This is a genomic window from Phreatobacter aquiterrae, from assembly GCF_053471285.1.
In genome coordinates this window covers 205,712-228,475 of the sequence record NZ_JBJPHW010000005.1, presented here as the reverse complement: position 1 = coordinate 228,475, position 22,764 = coordinate 205,712, and the positions used below count along the sequence as shown (strand labels likewise).

The 22,764-nt window shown below is 66.8% G+C and carries 34 protein-coding genes; 6 read left to right on the top strand and 28 right to left on the bottom strand.

What is annotated here, in order from left to right; translation table 11 throughout:
- Window positions 1–25: 25 nt before the first annotated feature.
- Both accB and accC read left to right on the top strand, forming a co-directional pair.
- Window positions 26–508, top strand: coding sequence for an acetyl-CoA carboxylase biotin carboxyl carrier protein (gene accB, locus ACJ4V0_RS10180; protein WP_448299458.1), 483 nt, complete (start codon window positions 26–28; stop codon window positions 506–508).
- A gap of 10 nt (window positions 509–518) precedes the next feature.
- The gene (gene accC / locus ACJ4V0_RS10175) at window positions 519–1,874 is read left to right on the top strand and encodes an acetyl-CoA carboxylase biotin carboxylase subunit (protein WP_448299457.1); all 1,356 of its coding nucleotides are present in this window, start codon (window positions 519–521) and stop codon (window positions 1,872–1,874) included.
- A gap of 5 nt (window positions 1,875–1,879) precedes the next feature.
- Here the strand turns inward: accC and ACJ4V0_RS10170 are convergent, their stop codons facing one another.
- From ACJ4V0_RS10170 to ACJ4V0_RS10145, 6 genes are all read right to left on the bottom strand, one after another.
- Window positions 1,880–2,539 (bottom strand): HAD-IA family hydrolase, encoded by a 660-nt coding sequence (locus ACJ4V0_RS10170; RefSeq protein ID WP_448299456.1) that lies wholly within the window; start codon window positions 2,537–2,539, stop codon window positions 1,880–1,882.
- A 53-nt stretch (window positions 2,540–2,592) separates the two neighbouring features.
- Entirely contained in the window at window positions 2,593–2,982 is a 390-nt protein-coding gene (locus ACJ4V0_RS10165) for a hypothetical protein (RefSeq protein WP_448299455.1), read from the bottom strand.
- A 74-nt stretch (window positions 2,983–3,056) separates the two neighbouring features.
- Complete coding sequence (locus ACJ4V0_RS10160; protein WP_448299454.1) at window positions 3,057–3,290, bottom strand: hypothetical protein; 234 nt, start codon at window positions 3,288–3,290, stop codon at window positions 3,057–3,059.
- Window positions 3,290–4,534, bottom strand: coding sequence for an RluA family pseudouridine synthase (locus ACJ4V0_RS10155; protein WP_448299523.1), 1,245 nt, complete (start codon window positions 4,532–4,534; stop codon window positions 3,290–3,292). The genes ACJ4V0_RS10160 and ACJ4V0_RS10155 overlap by 1 nt, the downstream gene beginning before the upstream one ends.
- 461 nt (window positions 4,535–4,995) lie before the next feature.
- Complete coding sequence (gene crcB, locus ACJ4V0_RS10150; RefSeq protein WP_448299453.1) at window positions 4,996–5,379, bottom strand: fluoride efflux transporter CrcB; 384 nt, start codon at window positions 5,377–5,379, stop codon at window positions 4,996–4,998.
- Window positions 5,380–5,390: 11 nt separating this feature from the next.
- Window positions 5,391–5,768, bottom strand: coding sequence for a winged helix-turn-helix transcriptional regulator (locus ACJ4V0_RS10145; RefSeq protein WP_448299452.1), 378 nt, complete (start codon window positions 5,766–5,768; stop codon window positions 5,391–5,393).
- A gap of 106 nt (window positions 5,769–5,874) precedes the next feature.
- Between ACJ4V0_RS10145 and ACJ4V0_RS10140 the strand changes: the two genes are divergently transcribed.
- A complete protein-coding gene (locus ACJ4V0_RS10140) occupies window positions 5,875–6,594 on the top strand; it encodes a glutathione S-transferase family protein (protein ID WP_448299451.1) in 720 nt (239 codons plus the stop codon).
- Window positions 6,595–6,626: 32 nt separating this feature from the next.
- On the opposite strand, the gene ACJ4V0_RS10135 is transcribed toward ACJ4V0_RS10140, so the two are convergent.
- Together ACJ4V0_RS10135 and ACJ4V0_RS10130 are read right to left on the bottom strand one after the other, a co-directional pair.
- A complete protein-coding gene (locus tag ACJ4V0_RS10135) occupies window positions 6,627–7,931 on the bottom strand; it encodes a replication-associated recombination protein A (protein WP_448299450.1) in 1,305 nt (434 codons plus the stop codon).
- Between the two features lie 5 nt (window positions 7,932–7,936).
- Complete coding sequence (locus ACJ4V0_RS10130; protein WP_448299449.1) at window positions 7,937–9,355, bottom strand: Do family serine endopeptidase; 1,419 nt, start codon at window positions 9,353–9,355, stop codon at window positions 7,937–7,939.
- A 123-nt stretch (window positions 9,356–9,478) separates the two neighbouring features.
- On the opposite strand from ACJ4V0_RS10130, the gene cnbZ reads away from it, so the two are divergent.
- The 3 genes from cnbZ to ACJ4V0_RS10115 are packed head-to-tail and all read left to right on the top strand — an operon-like array spanning window position 9,479 to window position 11,879.
- Entirely contained in the window at window positions 9,479–10,231 is a 753-nt protein-coding gene (gene cnbZ / locus ACJ4V0_RS10125) for a 2-amino-5-chloromuconate deaminase CnbZ (RefSeq protein ID WP_448299448.1), read from the top strand.
- Window positions 10,231–11,397: a YbfB/YjiJ family MFS transporter gene (locus ACJ4V0_RS10120; protein ID WP_448299447.1), complete on the top strand. Its 1,167-nt coding sequence runs from the start codon at window positions 10,231–10,233 to the stop codon at window positions 11,395–11,397. The genes cnbZ and ACJ4V0_RS10120 overlap by 1 nt, the downstream gene beginning before the upstream one ends.
- Window positions 11,398–11,432: 35 nt before the next feature.
- Entirely contained in the window at window positions 11,433–11,879 is a 447-nt protein-coding gene (locus ACJ4V0_RS10115) for a DUF6869 domain-containing protein (protein WP_448299446.1), read from the top strand.
- Between the two features lie 131 nt (window positions 11,880–12,010).
- Here the strand turns inward: ACJ4V0_RS10115 and rplQ are convergent, their stop codons facing one another.
- The 20 genes from rplQ to rpsC form a co-directional block, all read right to left on the bottom strand.
- Complete coding sequence (rplQ, locus tag ACJ4V0_RS10110; RefSeq protein ID WP_448299445.1) at window positions 12,011–12,433, bottom strand: 50S ribosomal protein L17; 423 nt, start codon at window positions 12,431–12,433, stop codon at window positions 12,011–12,013.
- Window positions 12,434–12,483: 50 nt separating this feature from the next.
- Window positions 12,484–13,500, bottom strand: a complete 1,017-nt coding sequence (locus ACJ4V0_RS10105; protein WP_448299444.1) for a DNA-directed RNA polymerase subunit alpha — start codon at window positions 13,498–13,500, stop codon at window positions 12,484–12,486.
- A gap of 142 nt (window positions 13,501–13,642) precedes the next feature.
- Window positions 13,643–14,032 (bottom strand): 30S ribosomal protein S11, encoded by a 390-nt coding sequence (gene rpsK / locus ACJ4V0_RS10100; RefSeq protein ID WP_293424902.1) that lies wholly within the window; start codon window positions 14,030–14,032, stop codon window positions 13,643–13,645.
- Between the two features lie 84 nt (window positions 14,033–14,116).
- Entirely contained in the window at window positions 14,117–14,485 is a 369-nt protein-coding gene (rpsM, locus tag ACJ4V0_RS10095) for a 30S ribosomal protein S13 (protein WP_448299443.1), read from the bottom strand.
- 198 nt (window positions 14,486–14,683) lie between these two features.
- Complete coding sequence (locus ACJ4V0_RS10090) at window positions 14,684–15,265, bottom strand: adenylate kinase (RefSeq protein WP_448299442.1); 582 nt, start codon at window positions 15,263–15,265, stop codon at window positions 14,684–14,686.
- Complete coding sequence (secY, locus tag ACJ4V0_RS10085; RefSeq protein ID WP_448299441.1) at window positions 15,262–16,590, bottom strand: preprotein translocase subunit SecY; 1,329 nt, start codon at window positions 16,588–16,590, stop codon at window positions 15,262–15,264. Before secY ends, ACJ4V0_RS10090 begins: the two co-directional genes overlap by 4 nt.
- 200 nt (window positions 16,591–16,790) lie before the next feature.
- Complete coding sequence (rplO, locus tag ACJ4V0_RS10080) at window positions 16,791–17,267, bottom strand: 50S ribosomal protein L15 (protein ID WP_448299440.1); 477 nt, start codon at window positions 17,265–17,267, stop codon at window positions 16,791–16,793.
- Window positions 17,268–17,271: 4 nt separating this feature from the next.
- Window positions 17,272–17,457 carry a 50S ribosomal protein L30 gene (gene rpmD / locus ACJ4V0_RS10075; RefSeq protein WP_296570726.1) on the bottom strand — a complete coding sequence of 62 codons (186 nt, stop codon included), beginning with the start codon at window positions 17,455–17,457 and terminating at the stop codon, window positions 17,272–17,274.
- Between the two features lie 11 nt (window positions 17,458–17,468).
- The gene (gene rpsE / locus ACJ4V0_RS10070; protein ID WP_108174394.1) at window positions 17,469–18,023 is read right to left on the bottom strand and encodes a 30S ribosomal protein S5; all 555 of its coding nucleotides are present in this window, start codon (window positions 18,021–18,023) and stop codon (window positions 17,469–17,471) included.
- 36 nt (window positions 18,024–18,059) lie between these two features.
- A complete protein-coding gene (gene rplR, locus ACJ4V0_RS10065; protein WP_448299439.1) occupies window positions 18,060–18,422 on the bottom strand; it encodes a 50S ribosomal protein L18 in 363 nt (120 codons plus the stop codon).
- 79 nt (window positions 18,423–18,501) lie between these two features.
- Window positions 18,502–19,035 (bottom strand): 50S ribosomal protein L6, encoded by a 534-nt coding sequence (rplF, locus tag ACJ4V0_RS10060; protein ID WP_448299438.1) that lies wholly within the window; start codon window positions 19,033–19,035, stop codon window positions 18,502–18,504.
- A 37-nt stretch (window positions 19,036–19,072) separates the two neighbouring features.
- Complete coding sequence (gene rpsH / locus ACJ4V0_RS10055) at window positions 19,073–19,471, bottom strand: 30S ribosomal protein S8 (protein WP_448299437.1); 399 nt, start codon at window positions 19,469–19,471, stop codon at window positions 19,073–19,075.
- Between the two features lie 13 nt (window positions 19,472–19,484).
- Window positions 19,485–19,790: a 30S ribosomal protein S14 gene (rpsN, locus tag ACJ4V0_RS10050; protein WP_448299436.1), complete on the bottom strand. Its 306-nt coding sequence runs from the start codon at window positions 19,788–19,790 to the stop codon at window positions 19,485–19,487.
- Between the two features lie 54 nt (window positions 19,791–19,844).
- Window positions 19,845–20,402: a 50S ribosomal protein L5 gene (gene rplE / locus ACJ4V0_RS10045; RefSeq protein WP_448299435.1), complete on the bottom strand. Its 558-nt coding sequence runs from the start codon at window positions 20,400–20,402 to the stop codon at window positions 19,845–19,847.
- Window positions 20,395–20,712 (bottom strand): 50S ribosomal protein L24, encoded by a 318-nt coding sequence (rplX, locus tag ACJ4V0_RS10040; protein WP_448299434.1) that lies wholly within the window; start codon window positions 20,710–20,712, stop codon window positions 20,395–20,397. The genes rplE and rplX overlap by 8 nt, the downstream gene beginning before the upstream one ends.
- Window positions 20,712–21,080 (bottom strand): 50S ribosomal protein L14, encoded by a 369-nt coding sequence (rplN, locus tag ACJ4V0_RS10035; RefSeq protein WP_448299433.1) that lies wholly within the window; start codon window positions 21,078–21,080, stop codon window positions 20,712–20,714. The genes rplX and rplN overlap by 1 nt, the downstream gene beginning before the upstream one ends.
- A gap of 76 nt (window positions 21,081–21,156) precedes the next feature.
- On the bottom strand, window positions 21,157–21,390 hold the full coding sequence (gene rpsQ, locus ACJ4V0_RS10030; protein WP_448299432.1) for a 30S ribosomal protein S17: 234 nt from the start codon (window positions 21,388–21,390) through the stop codon (window positions 21,157–21,159).
- A gap of 11 nt (window positions 21,391–21,401) precedes the next feature.
- Entirely contained in the window at window positions 21,402–21,599 is a 198-nt protein-coding gene (rpmC, locus tag ACJ4V0_RS10025; RefSeq protein WP_106748017.1) for a 50S ribosomal protein L29, read from the bottom strand.
- A 10-nt stretch (window positions 21,600–21,609) separates the two neighbouring features.
- Window positions 21,610–22,023: a 50S ribosomal protein L16 gene (gene rplP / locus ACJ4V0_RS10020; protein WP_448299431.1), complete on the bottom strand. Its 414-nt coding sequence runs from the start codon at window positions 22,021–22,023 to the stop codon at window positions 21,610–21,612.
- A gap of 17 nt (window positions 22,024–22,040) precedes the next feature.
- Window positions 22,041–22,754, bottom strand: coding sequence for a 30S ribosomal protein S3 (gene rpsC, locus ACJ4V0_RS10015; RefSeq protein WP_448299430.1), 714 nt, complete (start codon window positions 22,752–22,754; stop codon window positions 22,041–22,043).
- Window positions 22,755–22,764 lie beyond the last annotated feature (10 nt).

Genomic DNA, 22,764 nt, shown 5'->3' with positions numbered 1-22,764 from the left:
CCACGCCAAGCCCCACGAGGCCCCCATGAACAGAGCCAAATCCGCAATCGATACGGCGATGATCCGCGAACTGGCGCAGGTCCTGGCCGACACCGATCTCACCGAGATCGAAATCGAGCTCGAGGCGCTGAAGATCCGCGTCGCGCGTCAGGTCACCGTGCATGCGACTGTTGCGGCGCCTCTCGCCCATGCGCCTGCCCCGGTCGCCGCGCCCGCACCGGCTGCTGCGGCCCTGGCGCCGGTTGCGGCCGCCTCGGACGATCCGCGCAAGCATCCTGGCGTGGTGCCCTCGCCGATGGTCGGCACCGCCTATCGCCGCCCCTCGCCGGACGCCAAGCCCCTCGTCGAGGTCGGCCAGAGCGTCAAGGAAGGCGAGCGCCTTTGCCTGATCGAGGCGATGAAGACTTTCAACGACATCGTCGCGCCCCGCTCCGGCACCGTGACGCGCATCCTTTTCGAGGACGGCCGGCCGGTGGAATACGGCGAGCCCCTCATGATCATCGAGTGAGCGCAGCGCCATGTTCAACAAGGTGCTGATCGCCAATCGCGGTGAGATCGCGCTCCGGGTGCTGCGCGCCTGCAAGGAGCTCGACATCGCCACTGTCGCCGTCCATTCGACGGCGGACGCCGATTCCATGCACGTGAAGCTCGCCGACGAGAGCGTCTGCATCGGACCGCCCTCGGCGCGCGAGAGCTACCTGAACGTGCCGCAGTTGCTCGCCGCCTGCGAGATCACCGGCGCGGACGCGGTTCACCCCGGCTACGGCTTCCTGTCCGAGAACGCCCGCTTCGCGGAGATTCTCGAGAGCCACGGCATTACCTTCATCGGCCCCAAGGCCGAACACATCCGCATCATGGGCGACAAGATCGAGGCCAAGCGCACCGCCAAGCGCCTCGGCATCCCGACCGTCCCCGGTTCGGAAGGCGGCATCTCCGACGACGAGGAGGCCCGCAAGGTCGCGGCCGAGGTCGGCTTTCCCGTCATCATCAAGGCGGCGGCGGGTGGCGGCGGACGCGGCATGAAGGTCGCGCGCTCGGCCGACGAGCTCGAGGTTGCCCTGCAGACGGCGAAGACCGAGGCCAAGGCCGCCTTCGGCGATGACGCCGTCTATATCGAGCGCTATCTGGGCCATCCCCGTCACATCGAGATCCAGATCCTCGGCGACGGCCAGGGCAACGCCATCCATCTCGGCGAGCGCGACTGTTCGCTGCAGCGGCGCCACCAGAAGGTCTGGGAGGAAGGCCCCTCGCCGGTCATCACGGCCGCGCAGCGCGCCGAAATCGGCGGGGTCTGCGCCCGGGCCATGGCCGACATGGGCTACACGGGTGCCGGCACGATCGAATTTCTCTACGAGGACGGCGAGTTCTTCTTCATCGAGATGAACACCCGCATCCAGGTGGAGCATCCGGTCACCGAGATGATCACCGGCGTCGATCTCGTCAACGAGCAGATCCGCATCGCCTCGGGCCAGAAGCTGTCGCTGAAGCAGTCGGACATCGTCCTCGATGGCCATGCCATCGAGTGCCGGGTCAATGCCGAGAACCCCGCGACCTTCCGTCCCTCGCCCGGCAAGCTGAACCTGTTTCATCCGCCCGGCGGCATCGGCGTGCGCGTCGATAGCCACGCCTACCAGGGCTACACGATCCCGCCGAACTACGACTCACTGGTCGGCAAGCTCATCGTCCATGGCCGGACCCGCACCGAGTGCATGGCGCGCCTGCGCCGCGCCCTCGACGAGTTCGTGGTCGACGGCATCGAGACGACGCTACCGCTGTTCCGCACCCTGGTGAGGAACCCGTCGATTATCGCCGGCGAATACGACATCCACTGGCTTGAGAAGTTCCTGGCCGGGGAAGCGGCGAAGACGGTCTGAGGCCTTCAGCGCCGCCACAGACCCTTCAGCACCAGCGGCACCTCGCCATAGGTGCCGACCAGGGCGTGCGGGCGCGAGCGCAGCAGGGCCTGCGGCGCATGGTAGCCCCATGAGACGGCAATCGCTGCGACGCCGGCCGCATGGGCCATATCGATGTCGTAGGTGGTGTCGCCGATCATCACCGTGTCTTCGGGATTGGCGCCGACGGCGGCCATCGCCTGGTCGATCATGCCCGGATGCGGCTTGGACGGCGCGTCATCCGCCGTCTGGATCGTGGCGAAGCGGTCGAGAAGGCCGTGATGGGTCATGACGATGCGCACGCCGCGCTGCGACTTGCCGGTGGCGATGCCGAGCGCGACCGCCTCATCCGCCAGCCATTCCACCACCTCCCGCGCGCCCTCATAGAGCGGCTCGGCATTGTCCGGCTTGAGACGCTGGGCGTGGAAGGCGCTCTTGTAGGCATCGACGAGGACGGGGATGTCCGCGTCGTCGGGGCTCGTCAGCGTGGCGAAGGCCTCGAACAGCGACAGGCCGACGATGGACAGCGTCGCCTCGCGCGAGGGCGCGGGCCGCCCCAGCGAGGCGAAGGCCTCGTCCATGCAGGCGACGATAAGGTGCTGGCTGTCGACGAGCGTGCCGTCGCAGTCGAAGATGACGAGCTTCACGACAAAGGCGCTCCGCGGACCGGAGCGCCTTGTGGGTCATCCGGCGCCCGAGTTCAAGCGCCGAAACGGCAGGCCCTGACCGCCATGCGGAACGGCGGCGTGCGCGGGACATAGCCGTGCATGCGGGCGTTCTGCCGGCACTCGACGATGCGGGCGAGGTCGGGGCGGCGCGCACGCAGGCATTCGATCACCGCGCCACGGACATGGGGACGGCGAAAGCCGCGGGCCAGCGCCTCCTGGCGGCAGGCGAAGCGGTTGGCGCGCAGGTCGGGATTGCCGCGCCTCATGCCGGGACCCGGTCCATATCCGGGGCCGGCGCCGTATCCGGGCGGCGGCCCGTAGCCATGGGGCTGGGCGGAGGCCGGGGACGCGCCGACCGGCGAAAGGAGGACGAGCCCGGCGACGGCTGCAAACAGCGACGCCGCGATCAGGGAGCGGTTCATCGTGGTCTCCATGGCGATGATGCGATGGAGACAGATTGGCCGTCGCCCGACTGAACCGCCGCTGAACTCCGGCTTCAGCCGCGGTTGGGATGGACCTGCCGTTCGAGAGATTCAATGCGCGCCTCCAGGGCGGCGATGCGTCTCTCGGCGAGATCGTTGGCGCGGCGCAGTTCCGCCACGAGATCGCCCATGGCCCGGCTGTCGCTGCCCGGCACCGTGCGGATCACCCGGCGGGTGACCATGACGATCGCCGCGAGGATCGCCGCGAGCGCCGCGGCCGTGACGTAGATCCAGCCGGTCAGCGACATCACTCCTCCGGCGCCTCGACGATCGGATCGTAACGCGACACGTCCCAGCCGAGGAGGTTGAACGTCTGCTCCATGTGCGGCGGCAGCGGCGCGGACACGTCGATCGTGCCTTTGCCGCGCGGGTGTGGCACGACGATGCGCCGCGCGTGCAGATGCAGCTTGTGCTGGATGCCGCCGGGGATCTCCCAGTTCTCGACCTGGAAATATTTCGGGTCGCCGAGGATGGGATGGCCGATCTCGGCGGCGTGGACGCGGAGCTGATGGGTTCGTCCGGTCACCGGCTTCATCGACAGCCACGACATCTTGGTCGCCATGGTGTCGATCACGGCGTAGTAGCTGACCGCATGGCTTGCGCCCTTCTCGCCGTGCTTGGCGATGCGCATGAAGCTCTCGTCCTCGCGCTCTTCCTTGGCGAGATAGGTCGAAACGCGGCCCTGGCGCGGCTTCGGCACGCCGGCGACGACCGCCCAGTAGATCTTGCGAGCCGCGCGGGTGCGGAAGGTCTTGGCGAGCGCCGCGGCCGCGAAGCGCGACTTGGCGACGAGCAGGCAGCCCGACGTGTCCTTGTCGAGGCGGTGGACGAGACGCGGGCGCTGGCCGTCCTCGTCGGTCAGGACCGCCAGCATGCCGTCGAGATGCTTCTTGGTGCCCGAGCCGCCCTGCACGGCGAGCCCGGCGGGCTTCGACAGCACCATGACGTCGGCGTCCTCGTAGAGCGTGATCGAGGCGAGGAAGCCGGCGACGTCCTCGCCGACCTTGGCCGACATGGGCCTCACCTGGTCGAGCTTCAGCGGCGGCACGCGCACCGCCTGCCCGGCCTCCAGCCGGTCCTTGGTCTCGACCCGGCGACCGTTCACGCGCAGTTCGCCCTTGCGGACGATGCGCTGGATGTAGCTGAACGAGAGCTGCGGGAAGCGCGCCGCGAGAAAGCGGTCGACGCGCATGTCGTTTTCGTCCTCGGTGACGGTCAGCGTCTGGACGCCGGTCTGCAGCGTATCGGTGGCGGCGGCCTTCAGCTCGGCGCGGGTCGGACCGGCCGGGGGTGGCGCTGGCGGCACACGACGGGGAGTGCGCTCGTCAGAACGGGGGGCATCCCGCCGGGGCGCGTCCCCGCGGGGGCTGTCCTCGCGGGGGGCGCCCTGACGAGACGGGCGGGCGCGGGCGGGACGATCGGCCGACCGCGCCGGGCGGGGCTCCCCGGCCGGCTCGCGACGGGAGCTGCGTGGTTCCTGGATCGCATCGATGTCGAGATCGGCTTCCGGCGACCAGGCGGCATCGGCGATGTCCCAGTCATCGGAACGGCCGCGACGCGGCGAGCCGTCGAAGGAACGCAGTTCGGTCGGCTCGCGCCGGACGCGCTCGCGGCGCGGACGCTCGGACCGGCGCTCTTCGAAACCGCGGTCATCGGGGCGGCGGTCGTCGGAGCGGCGATCATCCGGGCGCTCGAGGGGCCTCTGGCTGCGCACGGGGCCGCGCGGCGCGCGTTCAGCCTCGTCAGCAAAGGGCGGACGTCTGGCCGGCGCGCGGACACCCGATCGAGGACCCACGCCTTTCGGACCTTCCCCGCTCGGACCGGCGCCGCGGGCGCGCGGCTTCCCCGGCCCCCTGGCGGGACCTTTGGCGGGCCCCTTGGCCGCACCCTTGCCGCCGGACCGTTTGGCGCCGCGGTCCACCGGTCCGCGACCGGGCGGCTTGCCCCTGCCCTTCATGAGAAACTCCTGATGACGGCAAGGCCGACCGCCGGAGCCGCGATCGAAAGAACCACCGAAGTCACCACATAGAGGGCGGCGGTCGCATAGTCACCCCGCTCGATCAGCGCCATCGCATCGAGCGAGAAGGCGGAGAAGGTGGTGAAGCCGCCGAGCAGGCCGGTGGTGAGGAACACTCTCAGTTCCTGGCTCCAGGGCATCTCCACGCGGAAGGCGAGCCAGCCGGCGATCAGCCCCATGGCCAGCCCACCCACCACGTTGACGATGAAGGTGCCGGCCGGAAACTGCGGACCGAAGGCCTTCAGCGACCAGACGTTGACGCCGTAGCGCGCCGCGCCGCCGATGCCGGAGCCGAGGAAGACGAGGAGGGCCTTGGTCATGGCCTCAAGGGTTAGACGAGTTCGGCGCGCGATTGAACTGGCGATCGCAGTGCCTCCGCAGAATTCGCGGCCTGCCTGGCCGCGTTCTCCGTGTCCCACCAGCCGGCAAGCGCATCGATAAGCGGCAGCAGGCGGCGGCCGGCTGGCGTCAGGTCGTAGTCGACCCTGAGCGGATAGCCTGCGAAGGCCGTGCGCCGCACGATGCCCGCGGCCTCCAGCTTGCGCAGTTCTAGCGTCAGGATGCGGTGGGAGACGGTCGGATTGTCGCGCCTGAGTTCGTTGAACCGCCTGGTCCCGTCCTTGAGATAGTAGATCAGCAGCGTCGGCCAGCGGCCGGAGAGGACGCGCATGACCTCCTCGATGGGGCATTGCGAAACGACATCCTTCACGGACCGCTCCTGGTTACAAAATTGTGCGTCATTTACTTAGGCGCCACGGTTCCTAAGTTCCAGCCTCGCTGCGCAGCGATCCCTTCAATCACCTGGAACTACATCAATGGAACCGATCCTTGTCTATGGCTTCCCGCTGGGAAGTTCGATGGGGCTTGTCGCCGCGCTGGAATGGCTCGGCCAACCGTACCGCCTATGCCGAGTCGACATGCTCGGCGAGATGAAGACCGAGGCCTTCGCCCGCCTCAACGGCCGGCAGGAGACGCCGGCGCTGATCACCGCAGACGGCCTGGTGCTAACCGAGACCATGGCCATCGCCGGCCATCTGGCGGCGCGCGATACGCAGCGGCGCATCAGCTTCGCGCTCGGCACGCTGGAAGCCGACCGCATGGCGCAGTTCATGGCATATGTGAATACCGGCTTCACCGGCGCCTTCTCGCCGCTCTGGGTCGCCATGGAAAGCGACGCCCTGTCGGCCGACGAGCTGAAGGTCCTGCGCCGCTATGGCCTCATGGCGGTGGCCGACCGGCACGGCAAGCTCGAGGCCATGATCGGCGACGGTCCCTATCTTGTCGGGGATCGGCCCAGCCTCGCCGACGCCATTTTCGTCGGCGTTGCCCGCTGGGCGGAGTTCCACGAGGCGGTGGACGCTACGGCCTACCCAAAACTGTCGGCGCTCAAGGCGCGTCTGGGGTCTGACCCGGCCGTGCAGTTCGCGGTCGCGATCGAGAATGGCGAGCAACCTGAGGGGTCGGGCGCCTGCCGCGGCCATGTCGGCCTGGGGGAGATCATCGCGCGGTTTGGCAGGCATCCGCTCGCGGCGTGACCGGAGGGGCGGCTGGCCTACATTCTCCGGTCTCAGCCGCCCCGCTCGTTCCGGAGTTTCGCCCACCATTCCATCCGCTTGCCGATCTTGCGCTCGAAGCCGCGCTCCACGGGCTTGTAGAACGACTGCCGGCCGAGCGCCTCGGGCCAGTAGTCCTGACCGGAGAAGGCGTCGGGCGCGTCATGGTCGTAGGCATAGCCCTCGCCATAGCCTTCCGACTTCATCAGCTTCGTCGGGGCGTTGAGGATGGTCTTCGGAGGCGTCAGGCTGCCGCGCTCCTTGGCCAGCGCCAGGGCCGCCTTCCACGCCGTATAGGCGGCGTTCGATTTCGGCGCGGTCGCGACATAGAGAACGGCATTGGCCAGCGCCAGTTCGCCCTCGGGACTGCCGAGGAAGTCGTAGGCGTCCTTGGCGGCATTGGCGACGACGAGGGCCTGGGGATCGGCGAGGCCGATGTCCTCCACCGCCATGCGCACGACGCGCCGGGCGATGAAGAGCGGGTTCTCGCCGGCATCGAGCATGCGGGCGAGGTAATAGAGGGCGGCATCGGGATCGGAGCCGCGCACCGTCTTGTGGAGCGCGGAAATGAGGTTGTAGTGGCCCTCCTGCGCCTTGTCATAGATCGGCGCCCGGCGCTGAACGATCTCGGAGAGGCCGGCGGTGTCGAAGACCTCGCCCTCGCCGGCGGCCCGCCAGACCTCTTCCCCGAGGGTGAGCACGGCGCGCCCGTCGCCATCGGCCATGCGAACGAGCGCGAGCCGGGCATCGGCGTCGAGCGGCAGCGGCCTCTCCTCCAGCGCCTCGGCGCGGGCCAGCAGCTTCTCCAGCGCGTCGTCGTCGAGCGCACGGAAGGTCAGCACGCGCGCGCGGGAGAGCAGCGCCGCATTCAGCTCGAAGGAGGGGTTTTCCGTGGTCGCACCGACGAGCGTCACCGTGCCGTCCTCGACCACCGGCAGGAAAGCGTCCTGCTGCGAGCGGTTGAAGCGGTGAATCTCGTCGACGAAGAGCAGCGTGCCCCTGCCCTGCACCCGGCGCGCTCTCGCCTGCTCGAAGACCTTCTTGAGGTCGGCGACGCCGGTGAAGATGGCCGAGACCTGCTCGAAAGCGAGGTCGGTCTCGCCGGCAAGCAAGCGGGCGACCGTCGTCTTGCCGGTGCCCGGAGGCCCCCAGAAGATCAGCGAGCCGAGCGAGCGGGTGCGCAGGAGCCGCGTCAGCGCACCGTCAGGTCCGGTCAGGTGATCCTGCCCGGCGACCTCGGCCAGCGTCTTCGGCCGGAGCCGGTCGGCGAGCGGGCGCGGCGCCTTGGGGTCCGGGCCGGCGGCCTCGAAAAGGTCCACGGGCCTCAGCCGCCCAGCATGGAATTGATGATCTGGCCGCCGCGATCGATCTGGAAACGCCAGAGGCGCGAACGCTGCGCGGTCGCCTCGCGCAGGTCCTCCGGTGACCGGATCTCGCGGCCATTGACCCCGAGAACGATGTCGCCGGGCTGAAGGCCAACCTGTCCTGCGGCCGAGGACGGCTCGACCGCCATGATGACCACACCCTCGGTGCGATGGGAGACGCGCAGTTCATCCGCAAGACCGGGGGCGAGTGTCGCGACCTTCGCACCCGCGAAGGGGGACGGACCGGTCAGGGTAATGGCGTCCTGTCCGCCCGGCGGCGCCGGCTCCAGCGCGACCGGCACGACGAGGTTGCGGCCGCTGCGGGTGACAGCGATGCTCGCCATGCCTCCGATGGGCTTGACGCCGAAGCGGTAGCCGAAACCGTCGGGGTCCTCGACCACCTGGCCGTCCACGGCGGTGATGAGGTCGCCGGCGCGCATGCCGGCCCTGGCGGCCGGGGAATTCGGGACCACGGAGACGACCAGGGCGCCGGTCGGCCGGGCCAGCCTCAGGCTCTCGGCGACATCGGCGGTCACGGTTTGCAACCGGCCGCCGAACCAGGGGCGCTGGACGGTCTGGCTCCCCGCCTTCGCTGATTCCACGACGAGGCGCACGAGCGCGGTGGGAATGGCGAAGCCGATGCCATGGCTGCCGCCGGAGCGTGAGAAGATGGCGGTGTTCACGCCGACGAGGCGGCCGGTCATGTCCACAAGCGCGCCGCCGGAATTGCCGGGATTGATGGCGGCGTCCGTCTGGACGAAGGATTGGTAGTCGGCGACGCCGACCTGGGTGCGGGCGAGAGCCGAGATGATGCCCTGCGTCACCGTCTGGCCGACGCCGAAGGGATTGCCGATGGCGAGAACGATGTCGCCCACCTCAAGCCCGTCGGAATCGCCGATATCGAGGACGGCGAGGTCGGTGGGCGGGCTCTTCAACTTCAGGATGGCGAGATCGGTGCGCGGGTCGCGCAGCACGATGTCCACCTCGAACTCGCGCCGGTCGGCAAGCGCGATCTTCACCTCCGTCATGTTCTGGATGACGTGGTTGTTGGTGATCACGAGACCCGAACGATCGACGATGACGCCGGAACCGAGCGAGCGCGCGACCTCGGCCCGACCCGGCCCCTGCGGTCCGCCCTGCCCGCCCCGGTCGCCGAAGAAGCGGCGGAAGATCGGGTCGTCGAAGAAGGGATGGTTCTGCACCTGCTCGACGCGCGCGCCATAGACGTTGACGACGGCAGGCGCGGCCCGCTTCACGACGGGCGCGAAGGAGAGTTGCACCTCGGCGCGCGTCTGGGGCGCCTGGCGCTGGGCATGGGCGCTGCCAGGAACAAGGGCCGACAGCGCGGCGGCGAGGATAACGGGTGCGAGTCTGATCATGCCTGCAATATAGCGATGGCCTGGCGGTCCCGGAAGGGAATGCAGGCGGCCGATGCATTCCCGCCGATTGACCGGTTCCGGCTCAGCGACCACGCTCGCACCCGAGGAAACGCGGAGACCGCCATGACATCGACCGACTTTGCCGCCGGCAACTACCGCTACGTGCCGAGCGTGTTCCAGTACTCCGCCGGCGCGGCGGCCATGCCCGGCTATCACGTCCAGCGCGTCATGTTCCGCCAGCCCGTGCCGCTGAAGCAGGGCTTCGAGCGGATCGCGGCGATCATCCAGGGAGCCGGCCGGCCGCTGACGTCCTTCTGCGCCTGCGAATTGCGGTCGCCCGCGCCCTTCGACGATGCCGGCTTCAAGGCCTTCAACGAGGTCTATGTCGGGACCCTTGCGGCCTGGGGCATCTACGACCCCGCGACGAAGGCGAACCCCGTCGCCCGTTCCAATGTCTGTCCGCAGATCGGCGGACCGCCCGAGCCCTCGTTCCACGCGTTCTCCTTCATCGCGGAGGGCGACGTCGGCGCGCCGCAGTTCGTCATCTCCGGCTCGGGCGAGGCGCGGGAGGGCGCGGGCTCCTATGCCGAGCGCATCGTCCGGCTCAACGACACGAGCCCCGACGGCATGCGGGAGAAGGCGGTCTTCGTGCTGCAGCAGATGGAGAAGCGGATGGCCGCCTTCGGCCACGGCTGGCCGGACACGACGGCGACGCAGATCTATTGCGTCCACGACATCCATCCGTTCATGGCCGAGGAGATCGTCTCGCGCGGCGCCGCGCGGGCCGGCGTCATCTGGCATTTCAACCGGCCGCCGGTGATCGGCCTCGACTACGAGATGGATTGCCGCAGCGTGGCGGTCGAGCGCAGCGCCTGATGCCGGCGGCACGGGCCTGGCGGGACTTCTTCTCTCCCGTCCTTGCCGGCTATTGCGGCCTTCTGATCGGTGTGGGGATGGGCCGGTTCGGCTATCCGCCGCTGATTCCCGCCATGGTCGAGGCGGGCTGGGCCTCGCCCACCACCCTGCATCTCGCCGGCGCCTTCAACCTCGCCGGCTATATCGTCGGCGCGGGAACGGCGCTGGCGAGCGCCCGCGCGCTCGGGGTTCGCGCGGCCATTGCGCTCGCCGCCACGCTCGCCGTGACAGCCTTCGCCGCTTCCGCCGTGCCGCTTCCCGCCTGGCTCTTCATCGCGCTGAGGGCGTTGTCGGGCGCGACGGGCGGCGTGCTGATGATCGTCATCCCGCCCGTCGTCGCCAATGTGGTGGCCCCTTCGCATCGCGGACGGGCCAACGGCCTTGCCTTTGCCGGGGTCGGCACGGGTTTCGTGCTGTCGGGCACCGCCGTGCCAGCCTTCGCGGCGTCGGGCCCGGGGCCCGCCTGGCTGGCGCTCGCCGCGGCCCTGGCGGTCGCCAGCGTCGTGATGATGGCGCTGCTGCCACGATCGGCGCCACCGGTCGCAGCCCGCCGCAACGCGCCCGCTCCGGCCTGGCGGCGCGCGCCCGCCTTCCTCGGGCTCGCCGCGGCCTATTGCGGCGCCGCCGCGGGCTATGTGCCGCACACGATCTTCTTCGTCGACCACGTCGCCCGCGATCTTGGCTTCGGGCTCGCGATCGGCGGCTGGATCTGGGTTGCAGCGGGCATCACCGCCGTCATCGCGCCGATGGTCGCCGGACTCGCTGCCGACCGGTTCGGCTACGGACCGGTGCTGCGCATCATCGTCGCGCTCATGGCGATCGGCGCGGCCATCCCCGCGCTGACCCACAATCTCGTGCTGCTGACACTGTCGGCCATGATGGCAGGCGGCTTGATGATCGGGCTCGGATCATCCACATCCGGCCGTACCCGCGAGATCGTCGGACCGGAGGCCCATACAGCCGCCTGGGCGCTCCAGACCGTCGCCTTCGCCGTGGTTCAGGCCGCCGCTGCCTATGGCTTCACCGCGCTATTGGCAGCGACAGGCAGCCACACGCTCGTCTTCGCGATGGCGGGCGGGATCATGGCGAGCGGCCTTGCGGCGGAGCTTGCGACAGCCCGCCGCTGACCGCCAAGCAATAGAGGCTCCTTGCGGGCACTCCAATGTTGGGCCAACTTCCCGATATGGCTTGGACGCCCCCCACAGCAAAGGATCTTGCGGCTGATTGGATAGCCAGTCGCAGGAGCGACAGTATTGATGAGTCAAACTATGGAGCCGATTTCCTCCTGATGGACTCCCCACTGGAGGCGCCCGATCTCACGTGGGAGACCATCTTGTTGGTTGTGAGAGCCTATCCCGAGGCCGACTTCTATTGCGAGGCCCCTACGGAAGCGCAGGCAGTATGCGGTTCGCTCGCGGCAGGCCCTGTCGAAGACCTGCTGTCGTTCCACGGTCCAGATTTTATCGACAGGTTCGAACGCGAAGCCCGCTCGGATCGGCGAATGGCTTGGGTTCTTGGTGGTGCGTGGCAGTTCCAAATGACCGATGAGATTTGGAACCGCGTTCGCCGCGCCGCGGATTATAGTTATTGGACAAGGACAGTCACATAGCGGCGCCTGCCCGACATCGGGGCAGACGCTATTGAGAGTTCACAGCCAGACAAGAAAAAAGGGCGGCCGCTTTAGGCCGCCCTTGCGCCGGCCCGCCCGAAGGCGAGCCTCACTTTTCGTTCGGCGCGCGATCAGGCCGCGGCCTGATCCTGCTGCTTTGCCTGGACCGGACCGGAGTCCTTGCCCTTGGCGTCGACATCGCGGTCGACGAACTCGATCACCGCGACCGGCGCATTGTCGCCGTAACGGAAGCCCGCCTTCAGCACGCGGGTGTAGCCACCCTGACGCGACTGGTAGCGGGGGCCGAGAACCTCGAAGAGCTTCTTGACCATACCAAGGTCGCGAATCTGCGAGACCGCCTGGCGACGGGCGTGCAGATCGCCGCGCTTGCCGAGCGTCACCAGCTTCTCGACGATCGGACGCAGGTCCTTCGCCTTCGGCAGGGTGGTGACGATCTGCTCGTGCTTGATGAGCGCAGCGCACATGTTGGCGAACATCGCCTGACGATGCTCGGCCGTGCGATTGAACTTGCGGTGGGCTTTGCCGTGACGCATCGCCTTGTCCTCCGGTAGCTCGCGGACCTCACGGTCGGCGAGAATGAAAATCAGTAGTGGTCCTCGAAGCGCTTGGCGAGCTCTTCGATATTCTCCGGCGGCCAGCCCGTAACCTCCATACCGAGGTGGAGGCCCATCTGGGCAAGCACTTCCTTGATCTCGTTCAGCGACTTGCGGCCGAAGTTCGGAGTGCGGAGCATTTCCGCCTCGGTCTTCTGGATCAGGTCGCCGATATAGACGATGTTGTCGTTCTTCAGGCAGTTGGCCGAGCGGACCGAAAGCTCCAGTTCGTCGACCTTCTTCAGCAGCGCCGGATTGAAGGCGAGGTCCGGGATCGACTCCTGGACGACTTCCTTGCGCGGCTCCTCGAAGTTCACGAAGATTTCGAGCTGGTCCTGCAGGATGCGGGCCGCATAGGCGATCGCGTCCTCGGGCGAGACCGAGCCGTCGGTCTCCACCGTCAGGGTCAGCTTGTCATAGTCGAGAACCTGGCCCTCGCGGGTCGGCGACACCTGGTAGGACACCTTCTTCACCGGCGCGTAGAGGCTGTCGATCGGGATGAGACCGATCGGCGCGTCCTCGGCGCGGTTCTTCTCGGCGGGGACGTAGCCCTTGCCGGTATTGACGGTGAACTCCATGCGGATCGAGGAGCCCTCGTCGAGGGTGCAGATGACCAACTCGGGGTTGAGGATCACCACGTCGCCGACGGTCTGGATGTCGCCGGCGGTGACGACGCCCGGGCCTTCCTTGCGCACGACCATGCGCTTCGGACCGTCGCCCTGCATCTTGATGGCGATGTCCTTGATGTTGAGGATGATGTCGGTGACGTCCTCGCGCACGCCCGGGATAGACGAGAACTCGTGGAGCACGCCGTCGATCTGGACGGCCGAGACGGCGGCGCCCTGGAGCGAGGAGAGGAGGACGCGGCGCAGGGCGTTGCCGAGCGTCACGCCGAACCCGCGCTCAAGCGGCTCGGCAGTCGCGGTGGCGAAACGCTTCGGATCATCGCCGGGAACGATGTGGAGCTTCTCCGGCTTGATGAGTTCCTGCCAGTTTTTCTGGATCACGGGGTGTTACCTTCGCTTTGATCTGGCCGCTGTCTCGTCCCCTGCAGGACCCTGACGACCGGTTCCCCTGAAGCCTTTCGGCATGGGGCGGAGAACCGCGGACCGCCACAGGCCGGCCCGCGATTGCGAGAAGTGCGAACGCTCAGACGCGGCGGCGCTTGCGCGGCCGGCAGCCATTGTGCGGGATCGGGGTCACGTCACGGATGGAGGTGACGGTGAAGCCGGCGGCCTGGAGGGCGCGGAGCGCCGACTCGCGGCCCGAGCCGGGACCGGACACCTCGACCTCGACGGTGCGCATGCCGTGCTCGGAGGCCTTGCGGGCAGCATCCTCGGCGGCGACCTGGGCGGCATAGGGGGTCGACTTGCGCGAACCCTTGAAGCCCATCGTGCCCGACGACGACCAGGCGATGGTGTTGCCCTGTGCGTCGGTGATGGTGATCATCGTGTTGTTGAACGACGCGTTCACATGGCAGACGCCGGAGGCGATGTTCTTTCGCTCGCGGCGGCGAACGCGGGTGGCTTCCTTGGCCATATTTCAGTCCTTGTCCTTCGGGCGCGCCCGTAATGCCAGGCGCTCGGGAAACGGTCGGCGCGCGCGGGGCGCCCCGGATCCGGATTACTTCTTCTTGCCGGCGATCGCCTTCGCCGGACCCTTGCGGGTGCGGGCGTTGGTGTGGGTGCGCTGGCCGCGAACGGGGAGGCCCTTGCGGTGACGCAGGCCGCGGTAGCAGCCGAGGTCCATCAGACGCTTGATGTTCATCGACACTTCACGGCGGAGGTCGCCCTCGACCATGTAGTCGCGGTCGATGGTCTCGCGGACGGCCAGGACTTCCTGGTCGGTCAGCTGGTTGACGCGGCGCTCGGCCGGAATCTTGACCTTGTCGCAGATCTCGGCGGCATACTTGGCGCCAATGCCGTGAATGTACTGCAGCGCGATGACGACGCGCTTGTTGGTCGGGATGTTGACACCCGCGATACGAGCCATATCTCGTCTCCATGTGATCCGCGTTGCCGCGGTGGGAAATGAACCCGCACGTCCGGTGGAGGCCGGCCCTTGTGCGGTTGTCCTTGAAACAGTTCGATCCGCCTGCACAGCAGACGGACCGATGTCACCGTCGATCGGACGAGATGGGGCGCATAGCCCGCCCTCGGCCGCACGTCAAGACGAAATCACCGGAAATCGTCAGACGGGGAGATGGGCAGCGATGGCTTTGGTGACGTCATCGATCGGTGCCATGCCGTCGACCGTCTTCAGCGCGCCCTTCGATGCGTAGTAGTCGGAGACGGGCGCAGTCTGGGCGCGATAGGCATCGAGACGCTTCCTGAGCGATTCCGCGTTGTCGTCGGCACGGACAGGTTCGCCGCGCGCCGTCATCTCGGCGACGCGCTTCTCGATGCGGCCGACGAGGATGCTCTCGTCCACCTTCAGTTCGATGACGGCTTCAAGGCCAAGGCCGTGCCTCGCCAGCATCTGGTCAAGCGCCTCGGCCTGGGCGACCGTGCGCGGGAAACCGTCGAGAATGAATCCCTTGGCGCAGTCCGGCTCGGCGATGCGGTCCTCGATGATGCCGACGACGATGTCGTCCGACACCAGCTCGCCGCGCGCCATGACATCCTTCGCCTTCAGACCGACGGGCGTGCCCGCCTTGACCGCCGCCCGCAGCATGTCTCCGGTGGACAGCTGGACGATGCCGTGCCTGTCCACCAGACGCTGTGCTTGGGTCCCCTTCCCCGCCCCGGGTGGCCCGAGCAGAATCAGCTTCATCGACGTTTCCCCCTGAGCTGCGACTTCTTGATCAGCCCCTCATACTGATGGGCCAACAGATATCCCTGCACCTGCGCCACCGTATCGAGCGTCACCGTGACGACGATGAGCAGCGACGTGCCGCCCAAGAGATAGAAGCTTTGTCCAAGCTGGCCAATCAGCACTTCGGGCAATAGGCAGACCAGGGTGATGTAAGCGGCGCCGACGACCGTGATGCGGGTGAGGACATAGTCGATGTACTGCGCCGTCTTCTCGCCGGGCCGGATGCCGGGAATGAAGCCGCCATACTTGCGCAGGTTGTCGGCCGTCTCCGTCGGATTGAACACGATGGCCGTGTAGAAGAAGCAGAAGAAGATGATCAGCAGCGCGTAGAGCGCCATGAACAGCGGCTGGCCATGACCCAGCAACTGGGCGGTGAGGCGCAGCCATTCCGCGGGATTGGTCTGGAACGACAGGGCCGTGGTCGGCAGGAGCAGGAGGGACGAGGCGAAGATCGGCGGAATGACGCCGGCCGTGTTCAGCTTGAGCGGCAGGTGCGAGGAATTGCCCTCGAAGACCTTGTTGCCCTGCTGACGCTTTGGATACTGGATCAGCAGCCGCCGCTGGGCCCTCTCGAAGAAGACGATGATGACGATCGTGACACCGATCAGAACCAGCAGCGCCAGCAGCAGCGGCGTCGAGATGACACCCTGGCGGCCGAGTTCGAAGGCCTGCGCCAGGACACTGGGCAGTTCAGCGACGATACCGGCGAAGATGATCAGCGAAATGCCGTTGCCGACGCCGCGCTGGGTGATCTGCTCGCCGAGCCACATCAGGAACATGGTGCCGCCGGTCAGCGTGATCACCGTGCTCATGACGAAGAACAGGCCCGGATTGGCCACGACCGAGCCGGAGGACTGCAGGCCCACCGCAATGCCCCACGACTGGAACACGGCGAGCACGACGGTCAGATAGCGGGTGTACTGGTTGATCTGCTTGCGGCCCTGCTCGCCCTCCTTCTTCAGCTTCTCCAGTTCCGGCACGACGGCGGTCAGCAACTGGATGATGATGGAGGCGGAGATGTAGGGCATGATGTTCAGCGCAAAGATCGCCATGCGCCCGACGGCGCCACCGGCGAACACATTGAACATCGCCAGCGCGCCCTGATTGACGTTGAAGATCTGGCGCAGCGCTTCCGGATCGATGCCCGGCAACGGAATATAGGTGCCGAGGCGATAGACGAGCAGCGCGCCGAGAGTGAACCACAGGCGCTTCTTGAGATCCTCGGCCTTGCCGAAGGCGCCGAAATTCAGATTGGCTGCAAGTTGTTCCGCTGCCGATGCCATGGTGGCTCCGATGCATGAGGGACGGACGCGTCCATCCGGAAAAGTCGCATTCACTTAGCGGCCCGGAGCCGCCTTCGCCAGCCCCCCGCACGCCGCAGGACGGCAGGCGACAGGACAGCGCACAGATGAAAAGGGGCCGGTCCTCGTCGAACCGGCCCCTCGAAGCTTGATCGTCGCGAAAGGACGGGGCGCGCCAGCCGTCAGGCCGCGGCCTCTTCCTTCGCCTTGAGGAGCGTGACGGAGCCGCCGGCCTTCTCGACCGCCGCAACCGCGCCGGCGGAGGCGCCGGAAACGGTCAGGTCGATCTTCGCCTTGAGCTCGCCGGTGGCAACCAGACGGATGCCGTCGCGGGCGCGGCGGACGACGCCGCTCGAGACCAGACCGGCCTCATCGACGTTGCCGGCCTTCAGCTTCCCGGAGTCGATCGCGCGCTGGATGCGGGCGAGCGTCACCTCGACGAACGAGAGACGGAAGATGTTGTTGAAGCCGCGCTTCGGCAGGCGGCGATGGATCGGCATCTGGCCGCCCTCGAAGCCCTTGATGGCGACGCCGGAACGGGACTTCTGCCCCTTCACGCCGCGGCCGGAGGTCTTGCCCTTGCCGGACCCGATGCCACGACCGACGCGCATCTTGCGATGCGTTGCGCCGTCGTTGTCCTTCATGTCGGTGAGTTTCATGAGATCAATCCACCACTTTCACGAGGTGAGCGACCTTCGCGATCATGCCGCGGACACTCGGGGTGTCCTCCAGCGTGGCACGACGGTGCAGCTTGTTGAGCTTCAGACCGACGAGGGTCGCTTCCTGCGACTTCTCGCGGCGGATCGGCGAACCGATCTGCTCGATGGTGACGGTTGCTTTGTTGGCCATGGATCCGATCCTTACGCGTCGCCCTCGCCTTCCTCCTGGCGGCGGGCCTGGAGGACCGACACCTTGAGGCCACGGCGAGCCGCGACGGAGCGCGGGCTGTCCTGGTTCTTCAGCGCGTCGAACGTGGCACGCACCATGTTGTAGGGGTTGGAAGACCCCATCGACTTGGCGACCACGTCGGCCATGCCGAGCGTTTCGAAGACGGCGCGCATCGGGCCGCCGGCGATGATGCCGGTACCGGCCGGAGCGGCGCGCAGGATGACCTTGCCGGCGCCGTGGCGGCCGTGCACGTCATGATGGAGTGTGCGACCCTCGCGCAGAGCGACGCGGATGAAGCCGCGCTTGGCAGCTTCGGTCGCCTTGCGGATCGCTTCCGGCACCTCACGGGCCTTGCCGTGGCCGAAGCCGACGCGGCCCTTCTGGTCGCCCACGACGACGAGCGCTGCGAAGCCGAACCGCTTGCCGCCCTTCACCGTCTTGGAGACACGGTTGATGTGCACGAGCTTGTCGGTGAATTCGCTGTCGCGCTCTTCGCGGTTGCGCTCGCGTTCACGTTCCCGAGCCATGTTCTGTCCTTTCGGCGGCGGGGCCGCCCGTATCCGTTAGAAGCTCAGGCCGCCCTCGCGGGCGCCGTCGGCGAGCGCCTTGACGCGCCCGTGATAGAGATAGGCGCCGCGGTCGAAGACCACGGTGGAAACCCCTGCCTGCACCGCGCGCTCGGCGACGAGCTTGCCGACGGCAGACGCCGCAGCCTGATCGGCACCGGTCTTCAGCGAAGACTTCAGGTCCTTCTCCAGTGACGAGGCACTCGCAACCGTCACGCCATTCGCATCGTCGATGATCTGCGCATAGATATGCTTCGACGAACGGAAGACGCTCAGCCGCGGACGCCCATTCGCCGTCGAGCGCAGGGCCCGACGGACACGCGCCTTGCGACGCTCCGTTGCATCCTTAAAATTGGCCATAGCCAGCTCCTTTGATCGACGCGATCCGAACCCGGATCGCGCCCGGAAGACGGACAGGCCCCGAGACGGGGCCGTCGCCTTACTTCTTCTTGCCTTCCTTGCGGAAGATGAATTCGCCCGCGTAACGGACGCCCTTGCCCTTGTAGGGCTCCGGACCGCGATAGTCGCGGATCTCGGCGGCGACCTGGCCCACCTGCTGCTTGTCGTTGCCGGAGATGACAATCTCGGTCGGCTTCGGGGTCGCAATGGTGATGCCTTCCGGCACGGGATAGTTGATGTCGTGGCTGTAGCCGAGCGCGAGGTTCAGAACCTTGCCCTGGGCCGCAGCACGATAGCCGACGCCGGTGATCTCGAGCTTCTTCTCGAAGCCCTTGCTCACGCCGACGGCGAGGTTGGAGACGCGGGTGCGTGCCATGCCCCACATGGAGCGGGCGCGCTTGCCCTGGTCGCGGGGGTCCACCTTGACCACGTTGCCCTCCATCTTGACGAGGACGTCATCGGGGCAGGTGAACGACAGCTCACCCTTGGGGCCCTTCATCTTCACGGTCTGGCCGGACACCTGGGCGGTGACGCCCTGCGGCAGGTCGACCGGCTTCTTACCGATACGAGACATTGGATATCGTCCTTTGTCGTGAGGGAGCCCTGCCAGGTCAGAAGACCGTGCAGAGCACCTCCCCGCCTACATTCTGTTCCCGCGCATCATGGTCGGCCATCACGCCCTTGGGGGTCGAGATGATCGTGATGCCGAGACCGTTGGAGACGCGCGGCGAGTTGCCGACGCCGGCATAGACGCGCCGGCCGGGCTTGGACACACGCGCAATCTGGCGGATGACCGGCTCACCGTCGAAATACTTGAGCTCGATCTCGAACTCCGAACGACCGTTCGGGTGCGTGACGGTCATGTAGTCGCGGATGTAGCCTTCCGATTTGAGCACGTCGAGGACGCGGGCGCGCAGCTTCGAACCCGGCGTCAGCACGAGGGTCTTGCGGCGCATCTGCGCGTTGCGGATGCGGGTCAGCATATCGCCGAGCGGATCGTTGAGAGCCATGATCTGTCTCCTCTCACCAGCTCGACTTCACGAGGCCCGGAACGAGCCCCTTGTTGCCGAGGTCACGCAGAGCCACGCGGCTCATGCCGAGCTTGCGATAGAACGCCCGCGGACGGCCGGTGACTTCGCAGCGGTTCTTGATGCGAACCCTGGCGCCATTGCGCGGCAGGCTCGCCAGCTTCACGGTCGCCGCGAAACGCTCCTCGATCGAGATCGACTGGTCCATCACGGTCGCCTTCAGCGCAGCGCGCTTCTTGGCATCCCGCGCAACCAGAGTGCGGCGGTAGTTGTTCTTTTCGATGGAGCTCTTTTTCGCCATCGTTTTCTCCTGGTTTCCGCGTCTGAGACGGGCTTCTAGTTCAAGAAACCCGGCTCACTGCCGGAACGGGAAGTTGAAGGCCTTGAGGAGAGCGCGAGCTTCCTCGTCGGTCCTGGCGGTGGTGCACACGATGATGTCCATGCCCCACATCTGATCCACCTTGTCATAGGAGATCTCGGGGAACACGACGTGCTCCTTCAGGCCCATGGCGAAGTTGCCACGGCCGTCGAAGCTCTTCGGGTTGAGGCCGCGGAAGTCACGAACGCGGGGAAGCGCGATCGTCACCAGGCGGTCGAGGAACTCGTACATGCGCTGCTTGCGAAGGGTGACCTTGCAGCCCAGCGGCATGTTCTCGCGAACCTTGAAGTTCGAGATGGCCTGGCGGGCCCGGGTGATGACCGGCCGCTGGCCGGTGATCAGCGCGAGATCCGCTGCGGCAACCGTCGCCTTCTTGGAGTCGGCGGTGGATTCGCCGACGCCCATGTTGACGACGATCTTCTCGATCGCGGGGATCTCGAGGGGGTTCTTGTAACCGAACTCCTCGGCCAGCTTCTGCCGGACCACGCTGTCGTAATGCGCCTTGAGGCGCGGGGTGTAAGCCGCCTCAGCCATCGATGGTCTCCCCGGACTTCTTGGCCACACGCACCTTCTTGCCGTCGGCGAGAACCTTGAAGCCGATACGCGTCGGCTTGCCGGTCTTCGGGTCGGCATAGGCCAGGTTCGACAGATGGATGGGGCTCTCCTTGGAGATGATCCCGCCCTCCTGGGTCTGGCTCTGGCGCTGATGGCGCTTGACGATATTGACGCCGCGCACGAGAGCGCGGCTTTCGGTCGGCATGACCTGGATCACCTCACCGGTGCGACCCTTGTCGCGACCAGCAAGGACGACGACCTTGTCGCCCTTCTTGATCTTGGCGGCCATTACAGCACCTCCGGAGCGAGCGAGATGATCTTCATGTGGTTCTTGGCGCGGAGTTCGCGCGGAACCGGTCCGAAGATGCGGGTGCCGATCGGCTCCTTCTGATTGTTGATCAGAACTGCCGCATTCTTGTCGAAGCGGATCACCGAGCCGTCGATGCGGCGGATGTCCTTCGCGGTGCGAACGACGACCGCCTTCATGACGTCGCCCTTCTTCACGCGGCCACGCGGAATCGCTTCCTTCACGGAGACGACAATGATGTCGCCGACGTGGGCGTAGCGGCGCTTCGCGCCTCCGAGCACCTTGATGCACATGACGCGGCGTGCGCCCGAATTGTCCGCCACGTCGAGATTGGTTTGCATCTGGATCATGACGCAACCTCTTCCTTTCGCGCCCGTCTCGGGTCTCCCCGACGGCGGCGCGCTGTTCTAACGATCACCGAAAAGCTCAGGCCTTCGGCAGCACGACCCAACGCTTCAGCTTCGACAAGGGCGCGCCCTCCTCGATGCTCACCACGTCGCCCGTCTTGAAGGCATTGCCTTCATCGTGGGCGTGATAGTTCTTGGTGCGACGCACCGTCTTCTTCAGAAGCGGATGGGTGAAGCGGCGCTCCACCTTCACCACGATTGTCTTATCCTGCTTGTCGCTGACGACGATGCCCTCGAGCACACGCTTCGGCATATGCCCTCTCCTTACTTCTTCTCGGCGCGCTTCTGCGCGGCGATGGTCTTGACGCGGGCGATGTCGCGGCGAACCTGACGGACGCGAGCGACGTTCTCGAGCTGTCCGGTGGCCTTCTGGAAGCGCAGGTTGAACTGCTCCTTCTTCAGGTCACCCAGCTGGCCCTCGAGTTCGTCGAGGGTCTTGGTCCGGATCTCTTCGGCCTTCATGACCCTCTCCTCACTCGGCGATGCGCTGGACGAAGCGCGTCTTGATCGGCAGCTTGGCAGCCGCCAGTTCGAGCGCCTTCTTGGCGACCTCGACAGGCACGCCGTCGAGTTCGAACATGATGCGGCCAGGAGCGACCTTGGCGGCCCAGTACTCGTTGGCACCCTTGCCGGAGCCCATGCGGACCTCGGCGGGCTTCTTCGAAACCGGAACGTCCGGGAAGATGCGGATCCAGACGCGGCCAGCACGCTTCATCTCGCGGGTCATGGCGCGACGGGCGGCCTCGATCTGGCGCGCGGTGATGCGCTCCGGCTCCATGGCCTTGAGGCCGAACTGGCCGAAGTTCAGGTCCGTACCGCCCTTCGCAGGGCCGCTGATGCGACCCTTGAACTGCTTACGGAACTTGGTTTTCTTGGGCTGAAGCATGGTTCTAGACCTTCATCTCACGCCGCGTCGCGGTCTTGACCGCGCGACCGGCGGGTCGATCCCTCGCCCTCGGACAACTTCTTGTCCTGGGCCATCGGATCGTGCTCCATGATTTCGCCCTTGAAGATCCACACCTTCACGCCGCACGTCCCGTAGGTCGTGAAGGCCGTGGCCGTGCCGTAGTCGACATCGGCACGCAGGGTGTGCAGCGGCACGCGACCTTCGCGATACCACTCGAGGCGGGCGATCTCGGCGCCGCCGAGGCGGCCCGAGCAGTTGATGCGGATGCCCTCGGCGCCCAGACGCATGGCCGACTGAACGGCACGCTTCATGGCGCGGCGGAAGGCGACGCGACGCTCGAGCTGCTGGGCGATCGACTCGGCCACCAGAGTCGCGTCGGTCTCGGGCTTGCGGATCTCTACGATGTTGATGACGACTTCCGCGTCAGTCATCTTCGAGACGGCCTTCTTCAGCTTGTCGATGTCGGCGCCCTTCTTGCCGATCACGATGCCCGGACGCGCCGAGTGGACCGTGACGCGGCACTTGCGGTGCGGACGCTCGATGATGATCTTCGACACCGCCGCCTGCTTCAGCAGCTTCATCAACTCACGGCGGATCTTGAGATCCTCGTGCAGAAGCTTGCCGTACTCGCCCTTGTTGGCGAACCAGCGCGAGTCCCAGGTGCGGTTGATGCCGAGGCGAAAACCGATCGGATTGATCTTCTGACCCATCGTTCTCTCC

What these genes read in the sequence shown, in the direction of transcription:
- ACJ4V0_RS10160 (WP_448299454.1), bottom strand. Translation starts at nt 3,290, where the DNA reads ATGTCGCTGACCGGCTGGATCTACGTCACGGCCGCGGCGCTCGCGGCG.
- rpsM (WP_448299443.1), bottom strand. Translation starts at nt 14,485, where the DNA reads ATGGCTCGTATCGCGGGTGTCAACATCCCGACCAACAAGCGCGTCGTC.
- ACJ4V0_RS10165 (WP_448299455.1), bottom strand. Translation starts at nt 2,982, where the DNA reads ATGAACCGCTCCCTGATCGCGGCGTCGCTGTTTGCAGCCGTCGCCGGG.
- ACJ4V0_RS10090 (WP_448299442.1), bottom strand. Translation starts at nt 15,265, where the DNA reads ATGAAGCTGATTCTGCTCGGGCCACCCGGGGCGGGGAAGGGGACCCAA.
- accC (WP_448299457.1), top strand. Translation starts at nt 519, where the DNA reads ATGTTCAACAAGGTGCTGATCGCCAATCGCGGTGAGATCGCGCTCCGG.
- rpmC (WP_106748017.1), bottom strand. Translation starts at nt 21,599, where the DNA reads ATGAAGGCCGAAGAGATCCGGACCAAGACCCTCGACGAACTCGAGGGC.
- accB (WP_448299458.1), top strand. Translation starts at nt 26, where the DNA reads ATGAACAGAGCCAAATCCGCAATCGATACGGCGATGATCCGCGAACTG.
- cnbZ (WP_448299448.1), top strand. Translation starts at nt 9,479, where the DNA reads ATGACATCGACCGACTTTGCCGCCGGCAACTACCGCTACGTGCCGAGC.
- rplX (WP_448299434.1), bottom strand. Translation starts at nt 20,712, where the DNA reads ATGGCCGCCAAGATCAAGAAGGGCGACAAGGTCGTCGTCCTTGCTGGT.
- rplR (WP_448299439.1), bottom strand. Translation starts at nt 18,422, where the DNA reads ATGGCCAATTTTAAGGATGCAACGGAGCGTCGCAAGGCGCGTGTCCGT.
- rpmD (WP_296570726.1), bottom strand. Translation starts at nt 17,457, where the DNA reads ATGGCCAACAAAGCAACCGTCACCATCGAGCAGATCGGTTCGCCGATC.
- rplO (WP_448299440.1), bottom strand. Translation starts at nt 17,267, where the DNA reads ATGAAACTCACCGACATGAAGGACAACGACGGCGCAACGCATCGCAAG.
- crcB (WP_448299453.1), bottom strand. Translation starts at nt 5,379, where the DNA reads ATGACCAAGGCCCTCCTCGTCTTCCTCGGCTCCGGCATCGGCGGCGCG.
- rpsQ (WP_448299432.1), bottom strand. Translation starts at nt 21,390, where the DNA reads ATGCCGAAGCGTGTGCTCGAGGGCATCGTCGTCAGCGACAAGCAGGAT.
- rplN (WP_448299433.1), bottom strand. Translation starts at nt 21,080, where the DNA reads ATGATCCAGATGCAAACCAATCTCGACGTGGCGGACAATTCGGGCGCA.
- ACJ4V0_RS10140 (WP_448299451.1), top strand. Translation starts at nt 5,875, where the DNA reads ATGGAACCGATCCTTGTCTATGGCTTCCCGCTGGGAAGTTCGATGGGG.
- rpsE (WP_108174394.1), bottom strand. Translation starts at nt 18,023, where the DNA reads ATGGCTCGGGAACGTGAACGCGAGCGCAACCGCGAAGAGCGCGACAGC.
- rpsH (WP_448299437.1), bottom strand. Translation starts at nt 19,471, where the DNA reads ATGGCTCTCAACGATCCGCTCGGCGATATGCTGACCCGCATCCGCAAC.
- rplQ (WP_448299445.1), bottom strand. Translation starts at nt 12,433, where the DNA reads ATGCGTCACGGCAAAGCCCACCGCAAGTTCAATCGCACGGCCGAGCAT.
- ACJ4V0_RS10130 (WP_448299449.1), bottom strand. Translation starts at nt 9,355, where the DNA reads ATGATCAGACTCGCACCCGTTATCCTCGCCGCCGCGCTGTCGGCCCTT.
- rplE (WP_448299435.1), bottom strand. Translation starts at nt 20,402, where the DNA reads ATGGCTGAGGCGGCTTACACCCCGCGCCTCAAGGCGCATTACGACAGC.
- rplF (WP_448299438.1), bottom strand. Translation starts at nt 19,035, where the DNA reads ATGTCTCGTATCGGTAAGAAGCCGGTCGACCTGCCGCAGGGCGTCACC.
- rpsK (WP_293424902.1), bottom strand. Translation starts at nt 14,032, where the DNA reads ATGGCCAAGGAAGCCACCCGCGTTCGCCGCCGCGAGCGAAAGAACATC.
- rpsN (WP_448299436.1), bottom strand. Translation starts at nt 19,790, where the DNA reads ATGGCGAAAAAGAGCTCCATCGAAAAGAACAACTACCGCCGCACTCTG.
- secY (WP_448299441.1), bottom strand. Translation starts at nt 16,590, where the DNA reads ATGGCATCGGCAGCGGAACAACTTGCAGCCAATCTGAATTTCGGCGCC.
- rpsC (WP_448299430.1), bottom strand. Translation starts at nt 22,754, where the DNA reads ATGGGTCAGAAGATCAATCCGATCGGTTTTCGCCTCGGCATCAACCGC.
- rplP (WP_448299431.1), bottom strand. Translation starts at nt 22,023, where the DNA reads ATGCTTCAGCCCAAGAAAACCAAGTTCCGTAAGCAGTTCAAGGGTCGC.
- ACJ4V0_RS10120 (WP_448299447.1), top strand. Translation starts at nt 10,231, where the DNA reads ATGCCGGCGGCACGGGCCTGGCGGGACTTCTTCTCTCCCGTCCTTGCC.
- ACJ4V0_RS10115 (WP_448299446.1), top strand. Translation starts at nt 11,433, where the DNA reads ATGTTGGGCCAACTTCCCGATATGGCTTGGACGCCCCCCACAGCAAAG.